The 25,520-nt window shown below is 37.9% G+C and carries 17 protein-coding genes; 8 read left to right on the top strand and 9 right to left on the bottom strand.

Going from position 1 to position 25,520, the window contains the following annotated elements; genetic code table 11:
* The first annotated feature begins 23 nt into the window (after positions 1–23).
* From IPM14_02655 to IPM14_02645, 3 genes are all read left to right on the top strand, one after another.
* Positions 24–1,271, top strand: coding sequence for a DUF1015 domain-containing protein (locus IPM14_02655; GenBank protein MBK9097022.1), 1,248 nt, complete (start codon positions 24–26; stop codon positions 1,269–1,271).
* A 30-nt stretch (positions 1,272–1,301) separates the two neighbouring features.
* The gene (gene serC / locus IPM14_02650) at positions 1,302–2,405 is read left to right on the top strand and encodes a 3-phosphoserine/phosphohydroxythreonine transaminase (protein ID MBK9097021.1); all 1,104 of its coding nucleotides are present in this window, start codon (positions 1,302–1,304) and stop codon (positions 2,403–2,405) included.
* Positions 2,406–2,474: 69 nt separating this feature from the next.
* Positions 2,475–2,894: a hypothetical protein gene (locus tag IPM14_02645; protein ID MBK9097020.1), complete on the top strand. Its 420-nt coding sequence runs from the start codon at positions 2,475–2,477 to the stop codon at positions 2,892–2,894.
* Positions 2,895–2,897: 3 nt separating this feature from the next.
* On the opposite strand, the gene IPM14_02640 is transcribed toward IPM14_02645, so the two are convergent.
* Positions 2,898–3,281, bottom strand: a complete 384-nt coding sequence (locus IPM14_02640; protein ID MBK9097019.1) for a DUF2203 domain-containing protein — start codon at positions 3,279–3,281, stop codon at positions 2,898–2,900.
* Positions 3,282–3,586: 305 nt separating this feature from the next.
* On the opposite strand from IPM14_02640, the gene IPM14_02635 reads away from it, so the two are divergent.
* The 3 genes from IPM14_02635 to IPM14_02625 all read left to right on the top strand — a co-directional run bounded on the left by IPM14_02635 (position 3,587) and on the right by IPM14_02625 (position 8,840).
* Positions 3,587–5,077: a M28 family peptidase gene (locus IPM14_02635; protein MBK9097018.1), complete on the top strand. Its 1,491-nt coding sequence runs from the start codon at positions 3,587–3,589 to the stop codon at positions 5,075–5,077.
* Between the two features lie 90 nt (positions 5,078–5,167).
* On the top strand, positions 5,168–6,661 hold the full coding sequence (locus IPM14_02630; GenBank protein ID MBK9097017.1) for a M28 family peptidase: 1,494 nt from the start codon (positions 5,168–5,170) through the stop codon (positions 6,659–6,661).
* Positions 6,662–6,758: 97 nt separating this feature from the next.
* Positions 6,759–8,840 carry a M28 family peptidase gene (locus IPM14_02625; GenBank protein ID MBK9097016.1) on the top strand — a complete coding sequence of 694 codons (2,082 nt, stop codon included), beginning with the start codon at positions 6,759–6,761 and terminating at the stop codon, positions 8,838–8,840.
* A gap of 75 nt (positions 8,841–8,915) precedes the next feature.
* Here IPM14_02625 and IPM14_02620 read toward each other — a convergent pair whose 3' ends face one another.
* The gene (locus IPM14_02620; GenBank protein ID MBK9097015.1) at positions 8,916–9,500 is read right to left on the bottom strand and encodes a DUF3365 domain-containing protein; all 585 of its coding nucleotides are present in this window, start codon (positions 9,498–9,500) and stop codon (positions 8,916–8,918) included.
* A 1-nt stretch (position 9,501) separates the two neighbouring features.
* Here IPM14_02620 and IPM14_02615 point away from each other — a divergent pair, with 1 nt between their 5' ends.
* On the top strand, positions 9,502–10,926 hold the full coding sequence (locus IPM14_02615; GenBank protein MBK9097014.1) for a hypothetical protein: 1,425 nt from the start codon (positions 9,502–9,504) through the stop codon (positions 10,924–10,926).
* Between the two features lie 86 nt (positions 10,927–11,012).
* On the top strand, positions 11,013–11,996 hold the full coding sequence (locus tag IPM14_02610; protein MBK9097013.1) for a hypothetical protein: 984 nt from the start codon (positions 11,013–11,015) through the stop codon (positions 11,994–11,996).
* A 67-nt stretch (positions 11,997–12,063) separates the two neighbouring features.
* On the opposite strand, the gene IPM14_02605 is transcribed toward IPM14_02610, so the two are convergent.
* From IPM14_02605 to IPM14_02575, 7 genes are all read right to left on the bottom strand, one after another.
* A complete protein-coding gene (locus tag IPM14_02605; GenBank protein MBK9097012.1) occupies positions 12,064–13,125 on the bottom strand; it encodes a PorV/PorQ family protein in 1,062 nt (353 codons plus the stop codon).
* Between the two features lie 23 nt (positions 13,126–13,148).
* Positions 13,149–16,925, bottom strand: a complete 3,777-nt coding sequence (locus IPM14_02600) for a T9SS type A sorting domain-containing protein (protein ID MBK9097011.1) — start codon at positions 16,923–16,925, stop codon at positions 13,149–13,151.
* A gap of 38 nt (positions 16,926–16,963) precedes the next feature.
* On the bottom strand, positions 16,964–20,005 hold the full coding sequence (locus tag IPM14_02595; GenBank protein ID MBK9097010.1) for a TonB-dependent receptor: 3,042 nt from the start codon (positions 20,003–20,005) through the stop codon (positions 16,964–16,966).
* Between the two features lie 378 nt (positions 20,006–20,383).
* Positions 20,384–21,943 (bottom strand): hypothetical protein, encoded by a 1,560-nt coding sequence (locus IPM14_02590; GenBank protein MBK9097009.1) that lies wholly within the window; start codon positions 21,941–21,943, stop codon positions 20,384–20,386.
* A 116-nt stretch (positions 21,944–22,059) separates the two neighbouring features.
* Positions 22,060–22,563 carry a TlpA family protein disulfide reductase gene (locus IPM14_02585; GenBank protein ID MBK9097008.1) on the bottom strand — a complete coding sequence of 168 codons (504 nt, stop codon included), beginning with the start codon at positions 22,561–22,563 and terminating at the stop codon, positions 22,060–22,062.
* On the bottom strand, positions 22,564–23,301 hold the full coding sequence (locus tag IPM14_02580; protein MBK9097007.1) for a T9SS type A sorting domain-containing protein: 738 nt from the start codon (positions 23,299–23,301) through the stop codon (positions 22,564–22,566).
* 85 nt (positions 23,302–23,386) lie between these two features.
* Positions 23,387–25,474: an Omp28-related outer membrane protein gene (locus IPM14_02575; GenBank protein ID MBK9097006.1), complete on the bottom strand. Its 2,088-nt coding sequence runs from the start codon at positions 25,472–25,474 to the stop codon at positions 23,387–23,389.
* Positions 25,475–25,520: the final 46 nt, after the last annotated feature.

Below are 25,520 nucleotides of genomic sequence, written 5' to 3'. Positions count from 1 at the left end.
TTTAAAAATTATTCGGAAAAAATATGGCAGTTATTAAACCATTCAAAGCATTAAGACCTACAAAAGAAAAATCTCAGCTTGTTGCTAGTGTTCCTTACGATGTTGTTAACAGAGACGAAGCGGCAAGTTATTCGGAAGGAAATCCATTAAGCTATTTGCACATTACAAGATCAGAAATCGATCTGCCTGATGTTAAAGATGTTTACTCAAAAGAAGTTTATCTGAAAGCAAAAGAAAATCTTAATAGAATTATTAAAGAGGCTCCATTGAAGATGGATGATAAGCCCGCATTTTATCTTTATAGATTAATTATGGACGGAAGATCACAAACAGGAATCTGCGCAACTTTTTCTGTTGATGATTATGACAACGATGTAATTCTAAAACACGAAAAGACCAGAAAAGTAAAAGAAGACGATAGAACAAATCATATTATCACAACTGAAGCTCAAACAGGAATTGTATTTTTAACCTATCGCGGTGTCAAAAATGTTAATGACGTTGTTGATAAGACAATAACAGAAATCAAACCTGAATATGATTTTGCGGCTCCGGATGGAATCCAGCATACTGTCTGGGTTGTTCCTGAAAATTATAATCAGATAATTATAAATGAGTTTGCAAAAATTAATAAGCTGTACATTGCTGATGGACATCACAGAGCAAAGAGTGCAAGTCGTGCAAGAGAAGAGAAGAAGAAAAGCAATCCGAAGCACACGGGAAATGAGGAGTACAACTTTTTTGTTGCAGTTATCTTTCCTGCTGAGCAGTTGAAGATACTCCCGTACAATCGTGTTGTATTTGACTTGAATAAATTGAGCAAAGAAGATTTTTTGAACGAGATAAGTGAAAAGTTTGAGGTTAAACCAACTAACAGTAAACAGCCACAAACTAAAAACAATTTCTGTATGTATTTGGATAAACAGTGGTATCATCTGAAAGCAAGAGATTCGGTTCTTGCAAGTTTATCTCTTGAAAAATCTGTTGGAGAAAAGCTTGATGTAAGTATTCTTCAAAACTTTTTGCTTAATCCGGTTCTTGGAATCGATGATCCACGAACTAATAATCGTATCGATTTTATTGGTGGAATCCGCGGAACAAAAGAACTTGAAAAGCTGGTTGATTCGGGCAAAGCTGCGGTTGCATTTTCACTTTATCCGGTTGGACTTGACGATCTAATGAATATTTCGGATGCCGGAGAAGTTATGCCGCCAAAATCAACATGGTTCGAACCAAAACTTAGAGATGGACTATTAACACATTTAATCTAATAAGAAATAATCTATAAAAAGGAAAATAAAATGGAGAAAAGAATTTATAACTTCAGTGCTGGTCCGGCTATATTACCGGAAGAAGTTCTATTGGAAGCACAAAAAGATTTATTTGCACTTCCCGGTGTGGGAATGTCAATTCTTGAAATCAGTCATCGTTCAAAAACATACGATGCAATACACGCAGAAGCAAAAGAAGGTTTGAAAAAACTGCTTGATATTCCGGATGATTACCAAATTCTGTTTTTACAGGGTGGTGCAAGTCTGCAGTTTTCAATGGTTCCGTTGAATCTAATGCCACCAAAGAATAAAGCAGATTATATTTCAACCGGAAGCTGGTCAAAAAAAGCAATTAAAGAAGCAAAAAGAGTCGGCACAGTTAATATTGCTGCAACAACTGAAGAGGGTGAAGGAGATAAAAAATATTTTAAGAGAATTCCGAAACAAAACGAATTAAAACTTGATCCGGATGCAGCTTATGTTCATTTCACTTCCAACAACACAATTTTCGGAACGCAGTGGCATAAAGAACCAGAAGTTGGAAATGTTCCGCTTGTTTGTGATGCATCATCAGATATTCTTCATAAAAAAATTGATGTGAAAAAGTATGGAATGATTTACGCCGGTGCACAGAAGAATATGGGACCAGCTGGCATTACATTAGTTATAATGAGAAAAGATTTGCTTGAAAGAAGCCAGGATTCTCTGCACACAATGCTTAATTATAAAACTCATGCGGAGAATGATTCGTTGTACAATACGCCAACTACTTTCGCAATTTATATTATTATGCTTGTCACCAGATGGTTGTTAAAGAATGGCGGCTTGGATAAGATGTATGAGATCAATAAACACAAAGCCGATTTGCTTTACAAGTGTATTGATGAAAGCGGCGGTTACTATAAAGGTCATGCTGATAAAGATAGCCGTTCATTAATGAATGTTACATTTAATCTGGCAACAGCTGAACTAGAAAAGAAACTTATTGATGAAGCAACCAAAGCTGGATTCAACGGATTGAAAGGTCACAGATCAGTTGGTGGATTGCGTGCATCAATTTATAATGCTTTCCCGACCAAAGGTGTTGAAGATCTTGTAGCGTTTATGAAAGACTTCCAGAAAAAGAACGGATAAAATTACCTCTCCCTATTTCCCTCTCCTTATTAAGGAGAGGGATTAAAGGGTGAGGTTAGAAAGCAGTTTATGAATAAATTTTTATATTTATTTTTTTTCATCCTAATTACAATTTCCTGCAGTAAAAAGGAAGAGGAAAAATTCGAAGCTTTCAGTCCCGAAGCGTTTGCTTATGATATCGGTGACAGCTGGGAAATAAATGCTATGGTAAATGTAAAAGGGTTCGTCACAAAAGAATCCGGCAACGAACTATCGGCATCAATATTTTTCAGTGTTGATATGATCGGTCCGGATACTATAGAAGTAAAAAACATTTTTAGTGATGATAGAGAAATTACCAGCGATGAGATTATTGATATTCCGCTTGAAGCACAATTCGAACTTGATTACAGTTTCCCGGATGGTTTATATAAATTAATATTCAATATAGCGGATAAAAATTCAGAGGAAACTGCTTCTGCAATGGCTACATTTGAATTAAAAAGGTAAAAATCAGTCTGTAAATTCTTCAGGCGGAATTAATTTTCTGCCTGCAAAGCCTGCTTCAATTTCATGATAATAAAGGATTTCATCTTCATCACTTCTCCAGCAAAGAAAAACTTCTTTACCATCTATGATGGCCGGAAAGTCAATTAATCCTATTGCAAAATTCCAGTCCTTAAAAAAGCATCCGATCTCTTCAAGTTCTTTCATAAACTCCTCAATATCATCAGCAAGCTTTTGAATGCGCGGATCTTTCTCAACATCTCCGCCAATTTCATCGGCGATAGTTCGCATTTCACGGCTGGTATCAAGTATATCCTTTACAATTTTTCTAACCAGCGGTAAAGTTTTTTTCGCTTCAGAAGGAGTAAAATATTTTATTTCTGTTGTCATCTATTATCATCAAAATTTTCAATAACAATATTAAAACAATAAAACATTAAAAAAAGTTTAATATTTATGAACACCTTTTAAACTGAGTTTTCACGCAGGCTTTTGTTCAAAACAAAGAAGCGATTATCAATAATGAAAATCAATATCACAGATTACTTGCCGATTAGCACGTTTCTCATTTTAGCCTTAGATTTTTAACCATTATCTAACTTTAGATTTTTCAACTTATTAGCATAATTATTGCTGCTATTCTTCAAATTCGCAGCATTTGAAGTAAATATTCAATTTAAAAGAAGGGCTCTAATATGAAAAAATTGTTTCTTGTTTTTATACTACTTCTGAGTATTCAGAGCGTATCATTCGGACAAACCCCGGTAATACAAACAATAATCAACCAGACGAACCTTGATTCTCTGACACAATATGTTAAAGAACTTTCCGGCGAAGTTCAAACAATCATTAACGGCACACCATATACAATTGTATCCAGAAGATATAATCATGCTGGTAATGATATGTCAGCAACATACATAAAGCAGAAACTTCAGAGTTATGGATTGCCAACTTATGATCAATGGTGGAGCAGCACCGGAAGAAATGTCTATGCCGTGCAGTTAGGAACAACATATCCAAATAAAAAATATATTATCTGTGCTCACTATGATGATTTTACATACAGTGGTACCGTTGTACCAGGTGCGGATGATAATGCAAGCGGCACCGCAGCAGTAATTGAAGCGGCAAGAATATTTAAAAACTATAACTCAAAATACACGATCATCTACGCTCTTTGGGATGAAGAAGAAAGAGGATTATACGGAAGCGCATACTTCGCGCAACAAGCTGCTATAAACGGTGATTCCATAATGGGAGTAATTAATCTTGATATGATTTCTTACGATTCTAACAGCGACAATATCGCAGAGATCCATACGAGACCGATTGCAAACTCAATCAGCTTAAAGGATGATATGCTGACAATAAATAATTTATATAGCATTGGCTTAACACTGCAGACAATCAATCCTGGTGCAACTTACAGCGACCATGCTTCGTTCTGGAATAATAATTATGGCGCTATTTTATTAATTGAGTACGATAATGATTTTAATCCTTACTATCATTCATCAAATGATAAGATTCAATATTTTAATCTACCATACTTCCTGAAATCCAGTAAACTCGCACTTGGAGTTACAGCAACTTTGGCTCAGTTAACCGATATCGTTCCAGTTGAAATGCTTGCTTTCAATGCTTCAGTTATTGGCTCACAAGTTCAACTGCTCTGGTCTACTGCTTCTGAACTCAATAATCTTGGCTTTGAAATTCAACGCTCTGTCAATGATCAGGATAATTTCTCAACCATAGCTTTTGTTGATGGTAATGGTAATTCAACTGAAATAAATTACTATTCATTCACAGATAATCCACAGCTTACTGGTGTTAACCAGATATTCTATCGTCTCAAGCAGGTTGATCTCGATGGTTCTTTCAGCTATAGTGATGTAGTAAGTGTAACTTATGATGTTCCTGCCGAATTCGTTCTTTCTCAGAACTTCCCCAATCCTTTCAATCCTTCAACGAGGATAAATTACTTTGTACCGAAGGAAAGTTTTGTGAACATAAAAGTATATGATTTCCTTGGAAGAGAGGTAGCAGAACTGGTTAATGAGACAAAGGCAACGGGAAGCTACGAGCTGCTGTTTGATGCTTCTTCACTGCCTAGCGGAACTTATTTCTACGCAATGACTGCAGGTGAATTTTCTAAAACTATGAAGATGATACTGGTTAAGTAATATTCAGAGATTTAATTCATTTAAGGACTTGTTGTATTTTTACTCAAGTCCTTTGCATTTTATATAAAACATAAACTAAAAGAGTTATTTATGAAGAAAGCTATACTTATTTTACTCCTGCTGACTGTTTCACAATCATTTTTGCAATCTCAATCGCCGACCATTCAAACAATCATCAACAAGACCAACATCGATTCGTTGACATATTTTGTCAGAGAGTTATCCGGTGATGTTCAGACAATTATCGGCGGGACACCATACACAATCGTTTCAAGACATAAGAACAACGCAAGCAATGACAAAGCTGCTGATTATATTAAACAGAAGCTTCAGAGCTACGGGCTACCGGCTTACGATCAGGTTTTCAGCAGTACGGGAAGAAACGTTTATGCTGTTCAGTTAGGCACTCAATATCCTAATAAAAAATACATTATCTGTGCCCACTACGATGATATGCCTTCAGGAACAACTGCCCCGGGTGCTGATGATAATGCAAGCGGAACTGCTGCTGTTATTGAAGCTGCTAGAATATTCACTCAGTATAATTCAAAGTACACAATTATTTATGCGCTGTGGGATGAAGAAGAACAAGGATTAGTCGGCAGTGCTTACTATGCTCTGCAGGCTTATAATGCCGGTGATTCGATTATGGGTGTGATCAATATGGATATGATTGCTTATGATTCTGACAATGATAATGTACTGGAAATACATGTAAGACCAATAGCAAATTCTCTTACACTAAAAGATAAGATTATTGAGACGAACACCCTTTATTCTATCGGTCTAACCACTACCACAATAAATCCCGGAACTACTGCAAGTGATCAGGCTTCATTCTGGAATAGAAATTATGGTGGTCTCTTGCTAATTGAGGAGTACTATGGAGGAGATTTTAATGCATATTATCATACAGTCAATGACAAGATTATGTATTTCAATATGCCTTACTTCCTTAAAATGAGTAAAGTTGCTATCGGAACTGTTGCCACTCTTGCTGACTTAACCGATATCGTCCCAGTTGAACTGCTTGCTTTCAATGCTTCAGTTATTGGCTCACAAGTTCAACTGCTCTGGTCTACTGCTTCTGAACTCAATAATCTTGGCTTTGAAATTCAACGCTCTGTCAATGATCAGGATAATTTCTCAACCATAGCTTTTGTTGATGGTAATGGTAATTCAACTGAAATAAATTACTATTCATTCACAGATAATCCACAGCTTACTGGTGTTAACCAGATATTCTATCGTCTCAAGCAGGTTGATCTCGATGGTTCTTTCAGCTATAGTGATGTAGTAAGTGTAACTTATGATGTTCCTGCCGAATTCGTTCTTTCTCAGAACTTCCCCAATCCTTTCAATCCTTCAACGAGGATAAATTACTTTGTACCGAAGGAAAGTTTTGTGAACATAAAAGTATATGATTTCCTTGGAAGAGAGGTGGCAGAACTGGTTAATGAGACAAAGGCAACGGGAAGCTACGAGCTGCTGTTTGATGCTTCTTCACTGCCTAGCGGAACTTATTTCTACGCAATGACTGCAGGTGAATTTTCCAAAACAATGAAGATGATACTGGTTAAATAATATTCAGAGATTTAATTCATTTAAGGACTTGTTGTATTTTTACTCAAGTCCTTTGCATTTTAATTTAACTAATTAACACAAAACATACGGTTCTGTTATGAAGAAAATTATTCTTACCATGCTGTTGATAATTTCGACACAGCCCTTTTTACACTCACAATCGCCGATCATCCAGACAATAATTAATGAAACGAATTTGGATTCACTTGTTTACTTTGTCAAGGAATTATCCGGGGAGGTACCAACAATAATAAATGGCTCTCCATATACAATCGTATCAAGACATAAGAATAATGCAAGTAATGACAAAGCTGCGGACTATATAAAACAAAAATTGAACAGCTATGACTTAACCACAACTGATCAATGGTTCAGCGGCACGGGAAGAAATGTTTATGGTGTTCAATTGGGGACAGAATTCCCAAATCAAAAATATATGATTTGTGCACACTATGATGACATGCCAAGCGGTACGCTAGCTCCGGGCGCTGATGACAATGGAAGCGGAACTGCTGCTGTTATTGAAGCTGCGAGAATATTTTCTAATTATTCTTTTCCTTTCACAATCATCTATGCTCTCTGGGATGAAGAAGAACAAGGATTAGTCGGTAGCGCTTACTATGCTCAACAGGCTGCCAATGCCGGTGACTCAATTCTTGGAGTATTGAATATGGATATGATCGCATGGGATTCAAATAACGACAGTGTTGCTGAACTACACGTAAGACCTACTGCTAATTCAATGGACCTCAAAGATAAAATGGTTGAGGTAAACGTTGCATACAACCTCGGAGTAAATCTGAGTATAATTAACCCGGGACTCACTGCAAGCGATCATGCTTCTTTCTGGAATAACGGATATAGTGCGATTCTTTTAATAGAACAATACTACGGCGATTTCAACAATTACTATCATACTACGAATGATAAACTTTTATATTTCAACTTGCCATATTTTCATAAGCTAAGCAGATTGACTATTGCTACACTCGCTACTCTTGCACTTAATCTTGACCTCAGAATTGATCATACGCCGATTGCTTCAAGAGAGAATACAAATGATATTCAGACTACTGCAAATATAATTTCAGGACTTGATATTGGAACCGGAAACAATGCACCGCGATTGTATTACAGAAAAAATAATGGATCAGGCTGGTCAGATTTTTCTTCTGTCATTGGAACACCATTAGATGCAAGCGGAATTTATAATTTTACGATCCCGGGTCAAACACTCGGAACAATAGTTCAATACTATCTGGCAGCTCAGGATGAAAACTCAACCTTATCGGTAACTCTACCGTTAGGCGGAAGCGGTTTTTCACCTCCGGGAAGCACACCACCGTCTCAATTCTTCCAGTTCTATGTTGCACCTTTGAATATTGCATTTTCAGACAGCACATTTAATTTAAATAACTGGACTGCCTCGGGGGGATGGGCAACTACAAATCTAAAGTTTACCTCTGCACCGTTTTCATTTACAGATTCACCCGGTGGTAACTATACAAATAATGCCAATGCAATTTTAACTTTAACGAACAATATCAGCCTTAACGGTTTTATAGGTGCAACACTGGAATTCCAGACACAATGGGATATTGAAACTGATTGGGATTACGGACAGGTTCTCATATCAACAAACAATGGAAGCACCTGGACACCGCTTGAAGGAATGTTTACTAATCCCGGCACAGGATCATTCCAGCCGAATGGCGAACCGCTTTACGACGGTATTCAGCTAAACTGGGTGAAAGAATCAATAGATTTAAGCAGCTATCTTGATCAGCAGATCAAGCTTAGGTTTGTACTTAAATCAGATGGCTATGTTACAGAGGATGGCTGGTACATTGATGATATAATGATAACTGCTTATGAACTTGTACCAACATCAAGTGAACAACTAACAGATGTGGTTAGTGAATATTCTCTGGAACAGAATTATCCGAACCCATTTAATCCAACAACTGATATCGAATTTCAGATTCCGGAAGCAGGACAAACGACTCTGAAAGTTTTTGATTTATTAGGAAAAGAAGTTGCTGTTTTGATCAATGAACAGAAAACATCAGGAAAATATAAAGTTGCGTTTGATGCATCAAACCTGCCGAGCGGAGTTTACTTCTACACTTTGCAAGCAGGAAATTTTGTCAGTACAAAGAAGATGGTGCTTTTAAAGTAATAGTTTTCTTATCACAGATTTTTATTCTGTGCTTCAAATCATTTTTCGAAAAGGCGATCCATTGTGGTCGCTTTTTTATTGAACTGCTTTCTTCAAAGATACAACGCCACGAAGGTCACCAATTTTATATCCAATTGCTTTATCATCAGGATATGCCTGACTTATTAGCTGTTTTACTTCCGGCATAATTTCGTTTTCCGAACCGTGGCAATTAAGACATTCTGCCTGGACTAAAATCGGTTTAACGTAACGCAAGTATTTAAATTCACCTTCTTCAACAATCTCCGCATATTCAGTTTCTCCGCTCAACTCATTATTCTGCTGCATCATTGTAAACTTGTTAAGGATCATTTTTTCAAAATCATCCGGGGCGTTATTTACATTTCTGTTTTTTAATGACACCCTTTTAATATAAACTCCCTTCTGAACTCCAAAATTATTTGTAAGAACCTGTGCTGTATCTGAACAAACTGAAACGGCCTGCAAAATTCCATTTGTTTGAATCTGGCTTATGAGAATGCCTTTTAAATCCTTCATAAACTCCATTGCTGTTTTTCTCATTCCTGCAACCTGATGCTCGTTTACTTCAACTTTATTCTCAGAGCAGCTGAGCAATAAAACGCCAAATAATACTATAAAAAAATAGAATGATTTTTTCATGATGTACTCCACTTGTTTCTGCAAACATAATCAGTGTTTTAGTTTAACTCAATCTGTAAATCAGAATTTGTTTGTCCAATTATATTTAATTTTGTTTTTAATAAAATTCACAATTGTAGTGACAGACTCGTCCATCAATCTAACATATAAAAAAATTTTTTATTTCTGGGTGCCACTTGCAGCGACCTGGATTATGATGTCAGTCGAAGGTCCCTTTCTTGCATCTCTGATAGCTCGCTCATCTGAGCCAAAATTTAATCTCGCCGCTTATGGCATCGCATTCTCATTTGCATTAGTAATTGAAGCACCAATAATAATGATGATGAGTGCTGCCATTGCATTAGTAAAAAACAAGCAATCATTCCATAAGCTAAAAAACTTTACTTATGCGGTAAATGTTTTAATTACGTTGATAATGCTTGTTGCGATTATACCCTTTGTCTTCTACTTCATTACCGAAACCCTGATAGGTTTACCGGGAGAAATTTCACGGTTAACGCATATTGCCACAATTATTTTACTTCCATGGCCGGGGGCAATTGGTTACCGTCGTTTTTATCAGGGAATTCTGATCTACAACAATCTTACAAGAAGAGTTGCCTATGGAACTATTGTTAGATTAATTGCTATGTTGGTTTGTGGTTCGGTTTTATACCTTTCCGGTCTCGTAGAAGGTGTCATAATTGGTGCGGCTTCTCTTTCGTTTGCAGTTATTATGGAAGCAATTGCTGTAAGACTAATGGTCAGCAGCACGTTGAAAAAAATCAATTCGGAAGAACTCTCTTCGGTGCAGAATCTCACTTACAAACAAATACTAAATTTTTATTACCCTCTTGCTCTCACGTCAATTATAGGACTTGGTGTTCAGCCGCTGGTTACTTTTTTAGTTGGTCAAAGCCGGATGGCAATTGAATCGCTTGCTGTATTGCCGGTGGTAACATCGTTCATTTTTATTTTCAGGTCGCTTGGTTTGTCTTATCAGGAAGTAATTATTGCATTACTTGGCGAAAGGAATGAAGGGCTGAAGCCATTACTCCGATTTGCGTTTATCCTTGCTTCATTTCTTGTTGGCGGATTAGCATTGGTTGCATTTACTCCTCTGGCAGATTTTTGGTTTATTACAGTGTCAGGTTTAAGCGATTCACTTGCTGATTTCGCAAGATTGCCATTAATGATCATGTTTTTCTTTCCGGCATTAACTGTTCTTATCAGCATCCAGCGTGGATTATTGGTTGCTTCGAAGAATACAAAGCCAATAACTATGGCAACTGTATTGGAGTTCATAACCATCATAATTGTAATGTTATCTTTGATTCATAAATTTGATGCGGTAGGTGCTGTTGCTGCAATGCTCTCTTTAATAGCAGGAAGAATTGTTGCAAATATTTATTTAATCTCCGCAAGCTTTAAATCGTTAAGAAGTTAAATATTTTAATTATAAAATATTTTATTTTTCATTGACTATTCCATATATATTTCTGAGTTTTATTAATATTAAATTCAGATTTAATAATGCTTTTAAAAATTATCACGCTAATACCGATTCTCTGTTTTACAAATTCCTATGCCCAATTTGAGCAATGGCTTATTTTAAACACCTCAAATTCACCACTTCCCACAAACTCAATCCATTCGATTACTTTTGAAAACGATAGTATAATATGGATTGGCACATGGGGCGGAGGGTTAGTAAGGTTCGATGGTTCGAATTGGACTATTTATAATAAACGAAACTCAGAACTGCCAAATGATATCATTTATGAAGTGGTAATAGATAAGAACAATTCGAAATGGATAGCAACTCAGGGAGGTGGAATTGCAGTTTACAATGACTCAACCTGGGTAGTTTATGATACTTCGAATTCCGGAATTCTTCATAATACAATTTATTCTATAGCAATAGATAAGTTTGATAACAAGTGGATAGGAACCTGGGGAAGTGGTGCTCTTAAATTCGATGGAAGTGAGTGGATTAATTATAATCGGCATAATACTATTATACCTAATGTGAAAGTCCCGGAAATTTTCATTGATAGTAAAAATGTAAAATGGGTTGGCTCTGCTGCAGGACTTCTCAGATTCAATGATTCAACCTGGACTTTGTTCGATGAATCCAATTCTCCACTGGGTGGATGGGCTGTTTATTCTATAACAGAAGATAAAGAAAACAACCTCTGGGTCGGCTATAAATTTGATGGGGTTGCAAAATATGATGGTAAATCCTGGAAGCATTTCAGTTTCGAAAATTCTGATCTTCCATCAAACACCGTTTATTCAGTTGCTGTGGATACTTCAAATAATCTTTGGGTGGCCACTAATGGATCAGGTATTGCAAATTTTGATGGAGAGAATTGGACTATATATAATAAATCAAACTCCGGACTTACTGATGATTATACTTTCTGGATAGAAGTTGATAATCGGGATAACAAATGGATCGGAACATTAAAAGGGGGTCTGTTTATTTTTAATGAAAATGGTGTTCGGTCAAAATAAAAGATCCGTGCAGTTATATTTAACTGCACGGATTAATTAGAAGTCTATCTCAATCAGATATCTGTTACTAAAGTCCAAAACCGAGTGAGAAAGCATGGTTATCGCCTAAGCCATCATACTGCACAGCGCGATATGCATAATCCAGCTTAAGTTCAATACCACCGATATCGTAGTTAAGTCCAAATCCGGCATTTAATCCATATGAATTATAATCGCTGCTAGTACTGAATTCAGTACCCATATTTGTAGCAGCAAAGTAACCCAAGCGAACAAAGAATAGATTATTATAGCCGTACTCAAGACCACCTTTTAATTCATCACCGTAGAAATTGTTGTTTGCAAATACACCACCAACCTGAAGCATATTTTGCTCATCAATATTATACTGGTAACTTACACCAAGTTCCAATATTGATGGAAGTTCAAATGGTGCTGCATCTATTTTATACAATTCTCCAGAACGAGTGAAATCAGGGGTCTGTGCTTCTACGTATAAACCTGGCCCATCAAATTTCATTTCCGGACCAATATTTTTCATAACAAATGCAATGCTTAAACCTGATATATCGGCGAAATCAGAATAAGATACACCAACATTGAACGCAACGCCGGTAGCACTTACTCTGTCTATTTCTTCTGATATGAGGTTAGCAGTTAAACCAACTGCTATTCTATCACTGAGCATCCTTGCATATGTTAATCCCATAGTCAGAAATGTTGGTGAAAACAGCGCACCTGTCCCATCCGGGTTACTTACGGTAGTAACAGGAATATCACCAATTGACAAAGATTTAATACTGAATGCGAGTGAACCGAATGATTCAATATCAGTGGATATTGCACCATATTCCACACCGATATCAGCAATATGTTCCATATGAGAAATCAGGACATTTGTTGAATAATCACCAAGCCTGGCTATGTTAGCTGGATTCCAGAACAGAGCTTCTAATCCATAAGAGTTGGCCAAAGTTGAACCGCCCAAGGCGATACCACGAGCACCAACCGGAATTAATAATTCAGAAGCACCACCGGATCCATTTCTTCTGCCGCCGCCGGCAAATATTTCACTTGCAGCAAGAAGAAATACTAGGATTATGAAACCTACACTTAATATTATTTTTTTCATTTTTTATCTCCTTACTTTTTAGTTTAGAATCTATCCAGAATCTGCTGTTCCTGAATTATGGCGGCCTTTAAAATTTTGGTTCTGCCCAGATCAGGCATATCCACATAAATTATATAAAGACCACTTGCTACAGGAAGTCCGGAATCTGTTAAAAGATCCCATCTCTGGAATTGACCAGGAGTTGTTTTTTCTATTGTCCTAACCAGCTGCCCTGCAAGGTTAAATATTCTGATTTTCGCATAATCAGGTAAGTGATTTATGGTTACAAATCTCTCATATTTATTTATTTCTTGAGGGTTAACACCGTAATAAGGATTCGGGAAAACATTGATTTTATTTACATCGTCTGCTGCAAGATCACTTGAATATGCAGATGCAGTTGACTTAAATCTATAGGTGTCAACTCCAATCTGGAATGGATTTGCATATGTGATTGTTACAACATCGCCTACAGCTAATCGAGTTGAATATATTACGACAATCCAGGTTGCATCATCCCGGTATGGATGACCGCCGATAATAGGCGTATTAGGATCGTAATCATTATTAACAATTACCATATAGTTTCTGTTGTTTGGATACCAGGACCAGAATTTGTCTGAGGTTGTATCAGTGGGTAGTGCTTGTTCGCGATCCCTGAACATAATATTAACCTGCTTACCCGTGTCTTTGTTCCATACCTCAAAAGGAATTCTAATCAGGAACGGGGTGGTTGAGCCTGGATTAGGATTCAAAGGATGTCTAGCTAATCCTCCACCTCCTGCAACAGTTGAGAATATAGTCGCCATCTGACCTCCGCTACTGACGGTTATCAAGGTATCTGTATATGGACCGTTAACTATCACAGAAGTATCTAATATACCTGTGTACCTTAACTCATAATCCTGCTGCAAATCATCAACTACATCAGTACCAAATCCAAAACCATCAATAGCCCAGCTTGTGGGCAATCCGTAAAGAGTGTAGTTTGCAAATACCGTTGTCGTAGCGCTTGCCGCACTTCCGGTTCCAATTCTTGAAGGATTCGCCGGATTGATGGGTGTAATTTCGTAATCGAACGGAACTATTGGTGCATCATAACTTCCATTCAAAATCACCTCTAGTCCATCCATAACCTGACCGGAGTTAGTACCAAAGCCAGACGAGACATCATCTCTCTTTGGAAACAACGAAACACCGCTAACAACTGGCTGATTTTCAAGTTTAACAATACTGCCTGCATCCAGATCTTTTACGTTCCAATACAATGCTGTACGGGATAAGTTACCAACATCTGTAACAGTCGTGCTACCTGATGCATCGACAGGTCCACCACTATAACCATCATCATAAATAACCCAATCAACTGTTATTGGTACATCTGCATCAACGAGTATAATCCATTCTTCACCACCAATAAACGGTCCATCTTCCGTGTATGGATGACTTACGTCTCCCAAAATAACAACCGTGCTATCCAAATACTGAATAATTTCAGGAGAAATGTGACCATTGCCAGCATCGAAACCAGGTACTTCCAAAACTGTTACTCCTGCGGGGAAAGTTAATGAAATACCATCAGACCAGTTACCGTCTGGCGATACCAGATCCAACAAACAATTGAGCTGAAGTTGCCCGGCTTTTGGTCCATAAACAGCAGCAATATCAATTGAAGAACCTGTAAGTGTATCCGGATCATTTGGATTGTAATTCCTACTGACTGCGCTAGCCGGAACCCATTCGCCAGTTTCGTTTCTTATTTCCTGGCGGTCTGTAAAGAACATTTCATATTCATGTCCGGTAGTTGAGCTCGGATCAACTACTGTAACAACAGGGGCACCATCAGCTAATCCAGTTGTATGATCAACTGCTATTTCAGAGCCTGGGTCTTCACCATATGTAACACCAGGATTTTCGGATTGAGGAACTACCGTAATTACGATGAAAGGATTTTCCAGGTTGTTCGGAACCTGTACAGGATCAGGCTCGCCTGATTGGTTAAATACAGCATAGGAAGTTACTGCAAAATAGTATCTGGAGCCATTGTTTAATGGTGTATTAGTCAGATAATTTTTATCAATGGTGATCGATCTTTTAACACCATAATCACCGCCAAATTGTACAACGACTATTTCTTCTTCGCCTGAAACAGGATCAACAGTTCTGTCCTTAACTGCTTTGATTCCATCGACAAGATCAAAAGTAGCTATTCGAACCGCTTCGTCTTTTGTCGCCGTTGGATCCGGAAGTTGGTATATATTATAACCCTGGAAAGTGAAATTTTCTTTGTTAAGTGATTCTGTCTCAGCCACTCTTGCTAGATCAAAACCCCAGTTTAATACAACTTGTTGATCGAGACCGGTTGCACTAACATTTGGAGTCCTCGGCGGAGATGGAAGAACGAAGAATTTATCATATGCATCCTGGGCAATTTTATCATATGATTTCAGTAATGAAACAGAATTTATATTGTTAGAACCCTGAGCAGCAATTTCTGCAACAACAACTTCCTGCGTGTCACCGGGCGCCATTGTGAATGGACCGGAAGCCATTCCTGCTCTTCTGTCTCCTGCCGGATGCTGCTGTCCATCAAGCCAGCCGGTACCAGCCACTGGATCACCGTACAGTGCAAACACTGAGGTTCCACCAGTGAAGGGATCAGGGAATATATCGCCTGTTGTTCCAACTCTTCCCTGCATAAAGTTATACCATTCCTGAGTTCCCTGATATTGGCCCTGAGTCGGGTCTCTATAAATTGCATCAGGATTTATATAGAAATAATGTGCTGTCATTGGCAGATTTTTCTTTCCAATGACATATTTTCCATCAAATATTGCAGTATCTGTCGGCTCACCGTCAACGATTGGTCCCTGGAAAAAGTCAAAACCAGCAGCTGCAGGATTGCTTCCATAAATCGCATCAGTAGGATTAGCATTGTAAACAAATGTCATACTAAGTACTGTGTCGCATCCAGCGAAGTCATCTGTCGCATCGCCGAGGTCTGGGTCATTCCACATGGTAACATACATATCAGTGATTGGATCGCTGCTTTTATTGATAAGTTTGAATTTTCTGAATAACATACTTCCGAGCGGTCCTGCAGAGTTATATCCCCACACTGTAACCTGCTCTTCAATACCCATAGGTAAAGAACCATACATAAATTGTGTCTGATTTGGATCTGTATCATTGCACACAAACCAGATGGTTTGATCTGCACCTGGAACACCTGGGATATCAACAGCAGGATTGTAAGCACCGTCACCATCCACATCAGTAAAAGGGGCTCCGTCTGCAGCGGGCCAGTCCATCCAATCCCTTTCATAAGCTTCCCGGATTTCGGATTCGCTACCTTCATCATCGTCAATTTCAGCTTGTACGCTTCCAGTTAGATAGTCGGGTCTGACTCTGAAAGCTCTTACATTGTCGAGATTCGGATCTTCGCCGATTAATTGACTGGCAGGAACTCCGCTATTAAGAATTTTACCAGGAACTGTACCCTGACGGTATGAAGAACCACCAACACGGGTTTGGCCTCCCACTTTACCGCCCCATACTAAACCTGCCTGGAAAATAGCAGTTTTACCACTTCTTCGAGGATATTCAAATCCGGAATTACCATTCGGGTTAATGTCAGATTCACCATCATTTTTAAACCAGGTGGATATTCTGTTAATGTTGAATTTTTTATACACAGGAGATCCTGTGATTTTGTTCAGAGTATTATTCTTTTTGTCGCCCCCTTCTGCTCTGGCATCCATGAATGCAAAAGCAAAGAGCAACAAAAATATACTCAGGTATTTGATTGATTTGAGATTCATATTTCTAAACTCCTTCTTAATAAATAAAACATATTAAGTTAGTATGTTAATTTTAAGCCAAGAACAATCTGCCGCGGTGGACCATACATATAAGCATTTAATCCCTGATAGATACCGCCACCATCGCCACCTGCACCACCTGCATTTCTCCATTGTTCTGCATAATCAATGTTGATGGCACGGTAAACTGATTCATATTGAGGTCCGTAAGTTTCTAACAACTGCTGTCTAAGTTGCGGATCAGATATAAATCCATCATCAGTAGCTGAGCCGGTTCTTAAGAATACGTTCTCAACATTAGCTGCATCAAATAAATTCGTAACTCTTATATAAATGTTTGCAGCAAGCCTGTCATAAATTGTAAATGTTTTATCAACGCTCAGATCTACCTGGAAAGTAGAAGGAGTACTGGAAGAGTTTAATGGTTCAACCGGGGTTCTGTTTCGAGCATCACCTTCGAGATCGGCTCCTCCTGTTCCCTTTGTGTATGGATGTCCGGTTGTAAACAGAGCAAGCACTGATACACCGAAATCATGAAGAACTGCCGGACCATCATCGGGACCAAATCTATAATCTATATTGAAGTTGCCTCTTAATGCATTATTGTAAACTAGAGGCGATACATATGCCGGAACGAAAGCCCTGTTTTCAAGCGGTGCTCCTACAATACCTCGGTTAGAATTCGGGAATGAACCGGTTCCGCGAGCATCCTGAAATGAAAATGATGCATTAGCCGCGATTCTTTCGAATCTACGCATGTTGAATGTAAGCTCTATTCCTTTTGTTGTTGCAAAGTCACCATTTGCAAGGGTGCTATAGGACTGAAAAGATGAATTAGGATCTGTATCCTGAGAAATAAATACGACCTGATCCTTAACATCTTTGTAATACATTGTAATGTCCACAGACATAAAATCGGCGATCATTTGGGTGAACCCGATTTCATATTGTGTTGTTCTTGAGGGGTTAATTCCTTTACCAACAGGTTGTGGAATAAAGAAACCACCTTTAATTTCAAAACTGGTTCTATAATAACCCTGGTAGATATCCAATAGTCTTGACTGCTGTACAAACTGACCGTACTGTGCATGGAATACAGTGTTATCAGTTACCGGGAACGAAATGCCAAGACGCGGACTTAAATACTGTGTAGTTGGAGTTTTTTCCCAACCTTCAGCTATAAACTCACCGCTTGTCGGATCCATTCCTGCATCTGGAAATGCCGGATCTACTAACTGATAATTGTCTACATCAAAGTAGTCAAACCTCAAACCAGCATTAATAATAATGTCATTAAAATCTATCCTATCCTGAATATAAGCTCCGATAAATACTGGCTGATGAGCTCCAAAGTATTCACCATCCTGAAAATCAGTTAAAGGATCATCATAATCATCGTCTATTTCATTACCAAATACATCATAGCCATAGTTATTTATCCCGGCTGTAATAAGCAAATCTCTCTTAACCTGATTGACATCTAGGCTTGGATCTGCTTCAAGTCTTGAGGCTAACAAACTTGCCAGATCATCCTGACCAGCAACAGTCCATCTTTTTAAATTATATTGCTGGAATTCACCGCCTAATTTGAATGTGTGGTGCTTACCGGCGAAGTAAGTTAAGGCACCGCTAAAGTTAAAGCCTGTTCTGTTTCTTTTCTGATAGTTAACAGGTACTTCACCGTAACCGTTAAATCCAAAACCGAGGACGTTTCGAATAGTTGGTGTTTGATATCTTCCAACTTTTCCACCGGTAATATCTTTAACCGATCTTTCCCAAACCCAACCAGCATTTGCATTAGCTACGCTATCTCCATAACTCCAGTAATCTTCGTTAAGATATTTGTCATAATCTTCCTGATCTTCCAAGTAATAGCCGCCAAGCAATTCATAAAATACCTGCGGTGAAACAACGTGTGTTAATTTTGCACTGAAACTTCCGTTATTAATGTCTCTTTGACCGACTCTTGGATTTAGAAAACTTAAAATCGGTGTTGTATTTCTTGACTCTGCGTTATTGACCAGGTCTTGCCTTAAGTCTGAAAAAGTACCAGCTATTCTTAGAGAAACAGGACTAAAGTCAAATGTCAATGTTCCTGCATAGGACATAACGTCCCTGGAATTGTTATTAACTGGTCCGGCAGCATAATTAAGCATAACTGAATCTTTAGATACTGGGTCAACAACATTTCCAAGATTAATACCCGGATATGGTTGAGGATTTAAATCCCTGTTATAAATGTAGTTTAAGTTTAAGAAGAAACGATAACGAGGGTCTACAATTGGACCACTGATTATACCACTCATCTCGTTGTAGCCATACCAGGTTGTTCCAAGCCTTTGCTCTCCATCAAAAATATCGTCTTTGCTTTTGAAAGTAATGTTATCTGTTATGTACTCGAAACTAGCATTGAACAAATTTGAGCCGCTTTTTAATTGCTGGCGAATAATACCTGCATTGGCTCCTCCGAACTCCGCTGTATAACCACCAGCTTGAACCTGAATTTCTTCAAGAGCATCCTGTGGAATTGTTACAGCGCGGCCACCTAGTTCAGGATTTTTAATGTTGGCACCTTCGAGGTAGAAGCCAACTTCATCCTGACGTCCGCCCCTGATAAACAGTGCTTCCGATTCCTGAACAACCCCAGCTGTTAGAGATACTATATTGTCAACGCCTCTAACAGGTAAAATATCTATATCCTCACTTGTTGTAGTTCTGATTTTATTAGTGTTATCCTTTTGAATCAGCGGCTTTTCAGCAATTACTACAACATCTGCAACTGAAACCCCTTCAGCAGGTAATTGAAAATTAACCTCGTTGGTTAATCCTGTTGTCACCCGGACATCGGAAATCGTGATAGTCTGATAACCGATGTAGGAGCACTTAACTTCAACAGTTCCTGCCGGAAGGTTAATAATTAAGTATTCACCGTTAACATCCGTGGCTGCGCCTGAAGATGTTCCAACCACAAGTACGTTCGCACCTATGAGAGGTTCACCTGTTTCAAGGTCAGTCACCTTTCCGCTGATCCTTCCTTGGGCCAGCAGCAGAGATGGTAACGATAAAAACAGCAGCAACATATGGTGATTCGTTTAATCATTTCTCTCTCCTAAATTAGTGGATAATGTTGATTGAATTATAAATTTCATTTAATTAAGTCCTTCATTAAACTATTCTTACTTGATGAAAAGCAAGAAATTAATAATGATTAGAATTCCTTTGGGTGGACTAAACCCTGAGAAATTCATTACAACCCGTGAATTGATAAATAGAATGACACATTTGTGTTAAGGAAAGTGTAAAAATCGGTCAATAAACCTCCGTTTGTTTAAAGAATTTAAATTTTCGTCAGTAACCTTATAAAAAAAATTAATAAAATCAAACTATTTTTAAAATATCTACACTTACAATAATTATGCTATGTTAATTGTTTTGAGATGCTTTAAGCATCAAATTTTTTATAATCTTGTCAATAATTTCAGTTCGACACCCTGGAATGCTGGCTCATATCTGCAGACCCCACCAATACAAATATTCCCCGCCTGTCTTGTTCCAACCAGCAAACTAATATCACTGTGACCTCCAATTTTGTAACCAATCTGTGCAAAGCCCCAGAATTTTCTCACAGTTCTGCCCGGTTCAGGCTCCTTTGTTTGCAATTCCGAAACAAGAGCTATACTGAAATTAGGTGATCTTAGATATTCAATATTTAAAACATCGGTGTAATATTCTTCGGAAGTTGTTCTATCAGTCACGTGCTGATGTTCAATTATTACTTTTATAGTATTCACTTCCCCAAAATAAAACCTGTTTTCAAGTATTGGTGTTATATTTTTTGTGTTGGTCGCAAGCTCCTCATTGTAGGCGAATGCGGCGATTGTGGTTAACCCTTCATTCCAATCCTGCTGCCCTGTAATAAAAAATTCTTCAAGCTGTGTTGCTACAGGTATATTTATCTGATTTGCTCTTTGATAATATGAACCCGAAGGAAGTGATTTTGTTTGAGTGTATGCTGCAGTCAGATACGTTTCATCGCTTAAAGTATATCCTGCGACTGTCTGAAAACCCTGCTCATTTGCCTGATTTAATGGAGATGGATGTCTGTTTGGTAAAATGTATGTATACTCAAGTCTTACAGAAGGCGGCGTGTTGTAAAATATAGTCCCATCTTCTGATGTGAAAGCTATGTTGTCATAATATTTGTATTCACCAAGAAGAGAAAGTTTGCCGAGATAAAAATTCAGATTCCCGTAAAAGCCCTGGCCAACTATCGTTTCCGAGCCGTTAAAAATATTTTGTTTGATATCTTCATTGAACTTTACTGAATACTCTCCATAGATATCGATATCCCAAAAACTTGGAAGTACTCTTAGTGAAGCCATTGTAGTATTTGCAATATCTTCTGAAGGCGGAAGATTTGATGCAACCGTTACCCCGGCTTTCAGTGGTTTCCATCCTCGGTATTCCAGATCAACAGCGTGCAGAATATCATTTCTCTCGTTACTTGCATTCGCTGCAGTACCTGAAAGTCCGGTTAAGACAAAACCTTCATATCTTCCGGCTACTTTCAAACCCAATAAATTATTATCAATTCTTATGGCCCGATCTTCATAGCTTTTAAGCACCATGCCTCTGCCGAATAAAGAATAAAAATTTCCTCCTGTAATTTCCAATCCTTCTTCACGTTCACCGATGTCGGCTTTGAAATATAGAAAATCCACGCCCGCATATTTTTCTTTTCCCCTGCTGATAGACGGATCCGGATCATTCGGTTGAAAGACTTCAAGCCTCAATCCTGTTGAGAACATTCCAAGTGAGTAGTCGAGGTTAAGCCAGTTTTCTAATATTTCTTTTTCATCTTCAACATTGTAGGAATATTCAAGACGGTTTGCGAAACCTAATCCCTGCGGCCAGGTAAGTCCACCGGTCTCGCCCTGTGAAAAAAGATTCGGTGAGAAGAAGATTAGAACAAAATAGATTGAATACAGATAGTGATGTAGAGAGAAGAAATTTTTCATTTGCTGTTTACCGGATGAATTGAATTGAAAGAAAATTGAAATGATGTCAAGCGTTGATCCCAAAAAATCATTTTTCAAATTGGATAAAAACCCCGGTATGTAGCCGGGGCTCGATTTTATTTACTAACTTCAGAGGAAATAATTTCTCTAACTTTTATTTCATCACCTTTCATATAACCAAGGTGTGAATAAATTATCATCCCCTTTTTATCAAGAATTACTGAATACGGAACTGATTGTGCATAATACAATCTTGAAATATCCATGTTGGTGTCTAATAGTACAGGAAAATCATAACCTTTCGATTTGACCAATGGCTTCACTTTAGAAACTGTTCTTTCATCATCAGTCGCGATTGCGTACATCTTAAAACCTTTATCTTTAAATTCCTTATAAAGTTTTTTGTATTCACTCAGCTCGTCAAGACATGGCTTGCACCATGTTGCCCAGAAACTTAATAGTATAGGTCCGTCACCAAGTTCAGAATTAAGCTCAAATGATTCTCCATCAAGATATTCTGTTTTGAAGTTTGGTCCTTTGCGGATTCCTTCTGAACCACCCTGCGAAAAAACAGGGATTGAGAAAATTATCAGCAGGAACAGAATCGTTAGTATTTTCATTTATTTCTCCAGGATCATTTTTCTGGTTTGGGTAAAGTTATTAATGGACAGCGTGTAAAAATAGATTCCACTGGAAATGTCACGTGCTTCAAAATCAGCGAAATAATCACCGGCATTCCTGAATTCATTAACAAGCGAAGCTACCTCTACTCCTAAGACATTGTAAACTTTTAATTGAACCAAACCGGGTTCTCCAACTTTGTAATTAATTCTTGTTGAAGGATTGAATGGATTTGGGTAATTCTGATATAATTCGTATGCATTTACAATTTTATCTCCGGTTACACTGACAGTTGGATCCGTAGTACCGGTAAAATCCAGAACAAATCTGTCATCTGGATTTCTGAAAGTCCCGACTTCAATTTGAACATGAGCAGTGGCGACACTAATCTGATCTGTAAAAATATGAATGGATGTTTTAAGTGTATCACCAGGAGCAACCGGTGGTGTTTGGAAATCCGGTGTCGTTGCAACACTATCAACAAATGGGGCAAAACATAAATCACCAAAACATAAAGATGAGGACCAACCAGCAGGCATATTATCTATTGTTCTTACTTCAAATATTGTCTGTTCAAATTGAGAAATGTTAACCACTTCAAAGTCAATTACGATTTCCAGCGTGCCTACAGGTTCGTACTTGGTCATCCCGTGAGTTATAATCTGGATTTCCTGTGCATTAGCAATCGGTGCAAGGAAAAAACCAAAGATTACTAAAATTATATAAACATTTTTCATATAAGACCTTACTTTTGTATATACTTTTCAAATTAAATAAAAGAGAAGGTACACCTGTAAAGTGTACCTTCAAACAAATAAATGGTTATTTGATTAATACCATTTTCTTAACTGAAACAAAATTTCCTGCCGTCAGTTTGTAGAAATATGTTCCTGAAGCAAGAGACGATGCATCGAAATTGACATTATACATTCCTGCTAATTGTCTACCGTTAACCAGTTCAGCCACTTCGCTTCCCATCACATCATAAATTTTCAGACTTACTTGTGATTCTTCAGGAATTGAGTACGAAATTGTCGTTGCAGGATTGAATGGATTCGGATAATTCTGATCCAAAGAATATGATGTGATAATCGCTCCTTTATCTGAATTATCAAGAACGATACCATTCATCAACCAACGTACCGACCGAGCAACAATACTATCTTTAGTTGCCTGATCATTAATCTGTTCCAGTCCAAATCCCAGATATACTACTCTATTAACTCCATCATCAGCTCTTATTGAATTGTATCGTGAACTAACACCTACTTTAAATAGCGAAGCCGCATTTGCATCAAATGGTATGAATTCATCCGGATCTTTCTCGTAAACACTATTCAATTGAAAACTCAATTGATCGCTGATGGGGTCGCCTGGAAGACCATTAAAGGAAAAAGATTGAGCCCATTGAGATAAATAATTTGAATGCAAGTAATTGTTATAAAAACTTTGTGCGAACTGACTTTGACCAGAAGCATCAAAGATATCTTCTCCAATGTTTTGACCATTAATTAGTAATCGTCCACCATTGCCAAGAAAAGATATCAGTGCATCCACATTATCTTCAGTCAAGACTGGATAGGCGTTTCCAGATGACCAACAGATGAGAGTAAAATTTGTTAAATCTACGGAAGTAGTTAGTGCCTCGCGAGAGACAATACCAAATGGATATTCAAATTCTTGCTCAAGTCCGTTAGTTACTAGATCTCCATATCCTTCGCCGCTAGCATCAATTACAAGTCCTGGAACTCCAGTTGTTGTAACAACCCTGAAATTTGAACTCCCGGTAATATTGGGATCATTTTTTGATGTAAATTGAACAGTGATGTCACCAAAGCCATTTAAAATATTTGGTGAAACTGACATATCAACAACCAAAGTATCTCCTGATAATACATCAACTGAATCTCTTACACCAATTGGAAATGTTCCATTCAGAGTTGTGAAATCAGCAGTCCATCCAGCAGGTGCTGACATAGTAACATCAACATAATAAGTATCATTTAATAATCCTTCGTTTCTAACAACTGCTGTAAACTCGGCTATTCCGTTATTTTCAATGATCATGTCCTCACTCGAAGAAGTAAGTGTGATGACATAATCAGGTGATGTCAAATCCATTTCTATTGCTTGCTGAATTTCCGCATTACTTGAAAGTGGGGAACCAACTTTATAAACTAGCACGACTATTCTACAGCTATCCGGAGTAATATCGGGGCCCGAGCCACCTGGATGAGGAATGGTACGATTAACCGTTTTAGTAATTACCTCGTTTACGCTCCAACTACCATTAATTATTTCCTGTCCAAGTGCTCCATTCATCATATCTCTAACAACATGCTTATGAATATAATTTGGCCCGCCTATACAACCCGCAGAAACATTCCCAACCTGATTCCACACTAATCCATCTTCTAAAAGAATAACGTTGAAATTATATTGGCCTGTTAAATTTGCTAATGCAGTAAAATCAATTGTTGCACTAAACTCTCTTGTCAATTTATTATAACTGCGGTCTACATCAATTGCAACAGTTGCGGGAACTGAGTTCCTATTATTCATCAACCCGGACCATACACCTCTGCTTTGAATTCCAGAAACTCTATCTATCACTGCCGTAGGGTAAGAAGTGAATCCAAATGTCGAGATTATTGAGTTACCGAAAAAAAAAGAAAATGGATCTGAGGAAATGTTTGCTGGGCCGTGGTAGCCGATCATTATAGCATTTGGAATATTGGCTTTGATTTGAGCCATAACATCATGTCCACAAGGACAATATTGACACCAGGTTCCGGTAACTTCTTCAAGTACAGGATTTCTCTGGGTTTGAGCGAATGAATCTTGTGAGAGTACGATTGCAGCAAATGCTATGCTCACGATTATCGCCAGGTTACGTAGTTTTATGTTCATTACTACCTCTTTATGATTGAATGATTAGTTAATTGTTTAATGGTTA

Source organism: bacterium, assembly GCA_016716565.1.
Lineage (GTDB): Bacteria > Bacteroidota > Ignavibacteria > Ignavibacteriales > Ignavibacteriaceae > IGN2.
This window is presented reverse-complemented; position numbering and strand designations above follow the sequence as displayed.

Bases quoted from the DNA above. Each gene is read 5' to 3' on its own strand.
- IPM14_02635 (MBK9097018.1), top strand. From the start codon at position 3,587: ATGAAAAAATTGTTTCTTGTTTTTATACTACTTCTGAGTATTCAGAGC.
- IPM14_02640 (MBK9097019.1), bottom strand. From the start codon at position 3,281: ATGACAACAGAAATAAAATATTTTACTCCTTCTGAAGCGAAAAAAACT.
- IPM14_02610 (MBK9097013.1), top strand. From the start codon at position 11,013: ATGCTTTTAAAAATTATCACGCTAATACCGATTCTCTGTTTTACAAAT.
- serC (MBK9097021.1), top strand. From the start codon at position 1,302: ATGGAGAAAAGAATTTATAACTTCAGTGCTGGTCCGGCTATATTACCG.
- IPM14_02630 (MBK9097017.1), top strand. From the start codon at position 5,168: ATGAAGAAAGCTATACTTATTTTACTCCTGCTGACTGTTTCACAATCA.
- IPM14_02600 (MBK9097011.1), bottom strand. From the start codon at position 16,925: ATGAATCTCAAATCAATCAAATACCTGAGTATATTTTTGTTGCTCTTT.
- IPM14_02575 (MBK9097006.1), bottom strand. From the start codon at position 25,474: ATGAACATAAAACTACGTAACCTGGCGATAATCGTGAGCATAGCATTT.
- IPM14_02615 (MBK9097014.1), top strand. From the start codon at position 9,502: ATGTACTCCACTTGTTTCTGCAAACATAATCAGTGTTTTAGTTTAACT.
- IPM14_02580 (MBK9097007.1), bottom strand. From the start codon at position 23,301: ATGAAAAATGTTTATATAATTTTAGTAATCTTTGGTTTTTTCCTTGCA.
- IPM14_02655 (MBK9097022.1), top strand. From the start codon at position 24: ATGGCAGTTATTAAACCATTCAAAGCATTAAGACCTACAAAAGAAAAA.
- IPM14_02625 (MBK9097016.1), top strand. From the start codon at position 6,759: ATGAAGAAAATTATTCTTACCATGCTGTTGATAATTTCGACACAGCCC.
- IPM14_02620 (MBK9097015.1), bottom strand. From the start codon at position 9,500: ATGAAAAAATCATTCTATTTTTTTATAGTATTATTTGGCGTTTTATTG.
- IPM14_02645 (MBK9097020.1), top strand. From the start codon at position 2,475: ATGAATAAATTTTTATATTTATTTTTTTTCATCCTAATTACAATTTCC.
- IPM14_02595 (MBK9097010.1), bottom strand. From the start codon at position 20,005: ATGTTGCTGCTGTTTTTATCGTTACCATCTCTGCTGCTGGCCCAAGGA.
- IPM14_02585 (MBK9097008.1), bottom strand. From the start codon at position 22,563: ATGAAAATACTAACGATTCTGTTCCTGCTGATAATTTTCTCAATCCCT.
- IPM14_02605 (MBK9097012.1), bottom strand. From the start codon at position 13,125: ATGAAAAAAATAATATTAAGTGTAGGTTTCATAATCCTAGTATTTCTT.
- IPM14_02590 (MBK9097009.1), bottom strand. From the start codon at position 21,943: ATGAAAAATTTCTTCTCTCTACATCACTATCTGTATTCAATCTATTTT.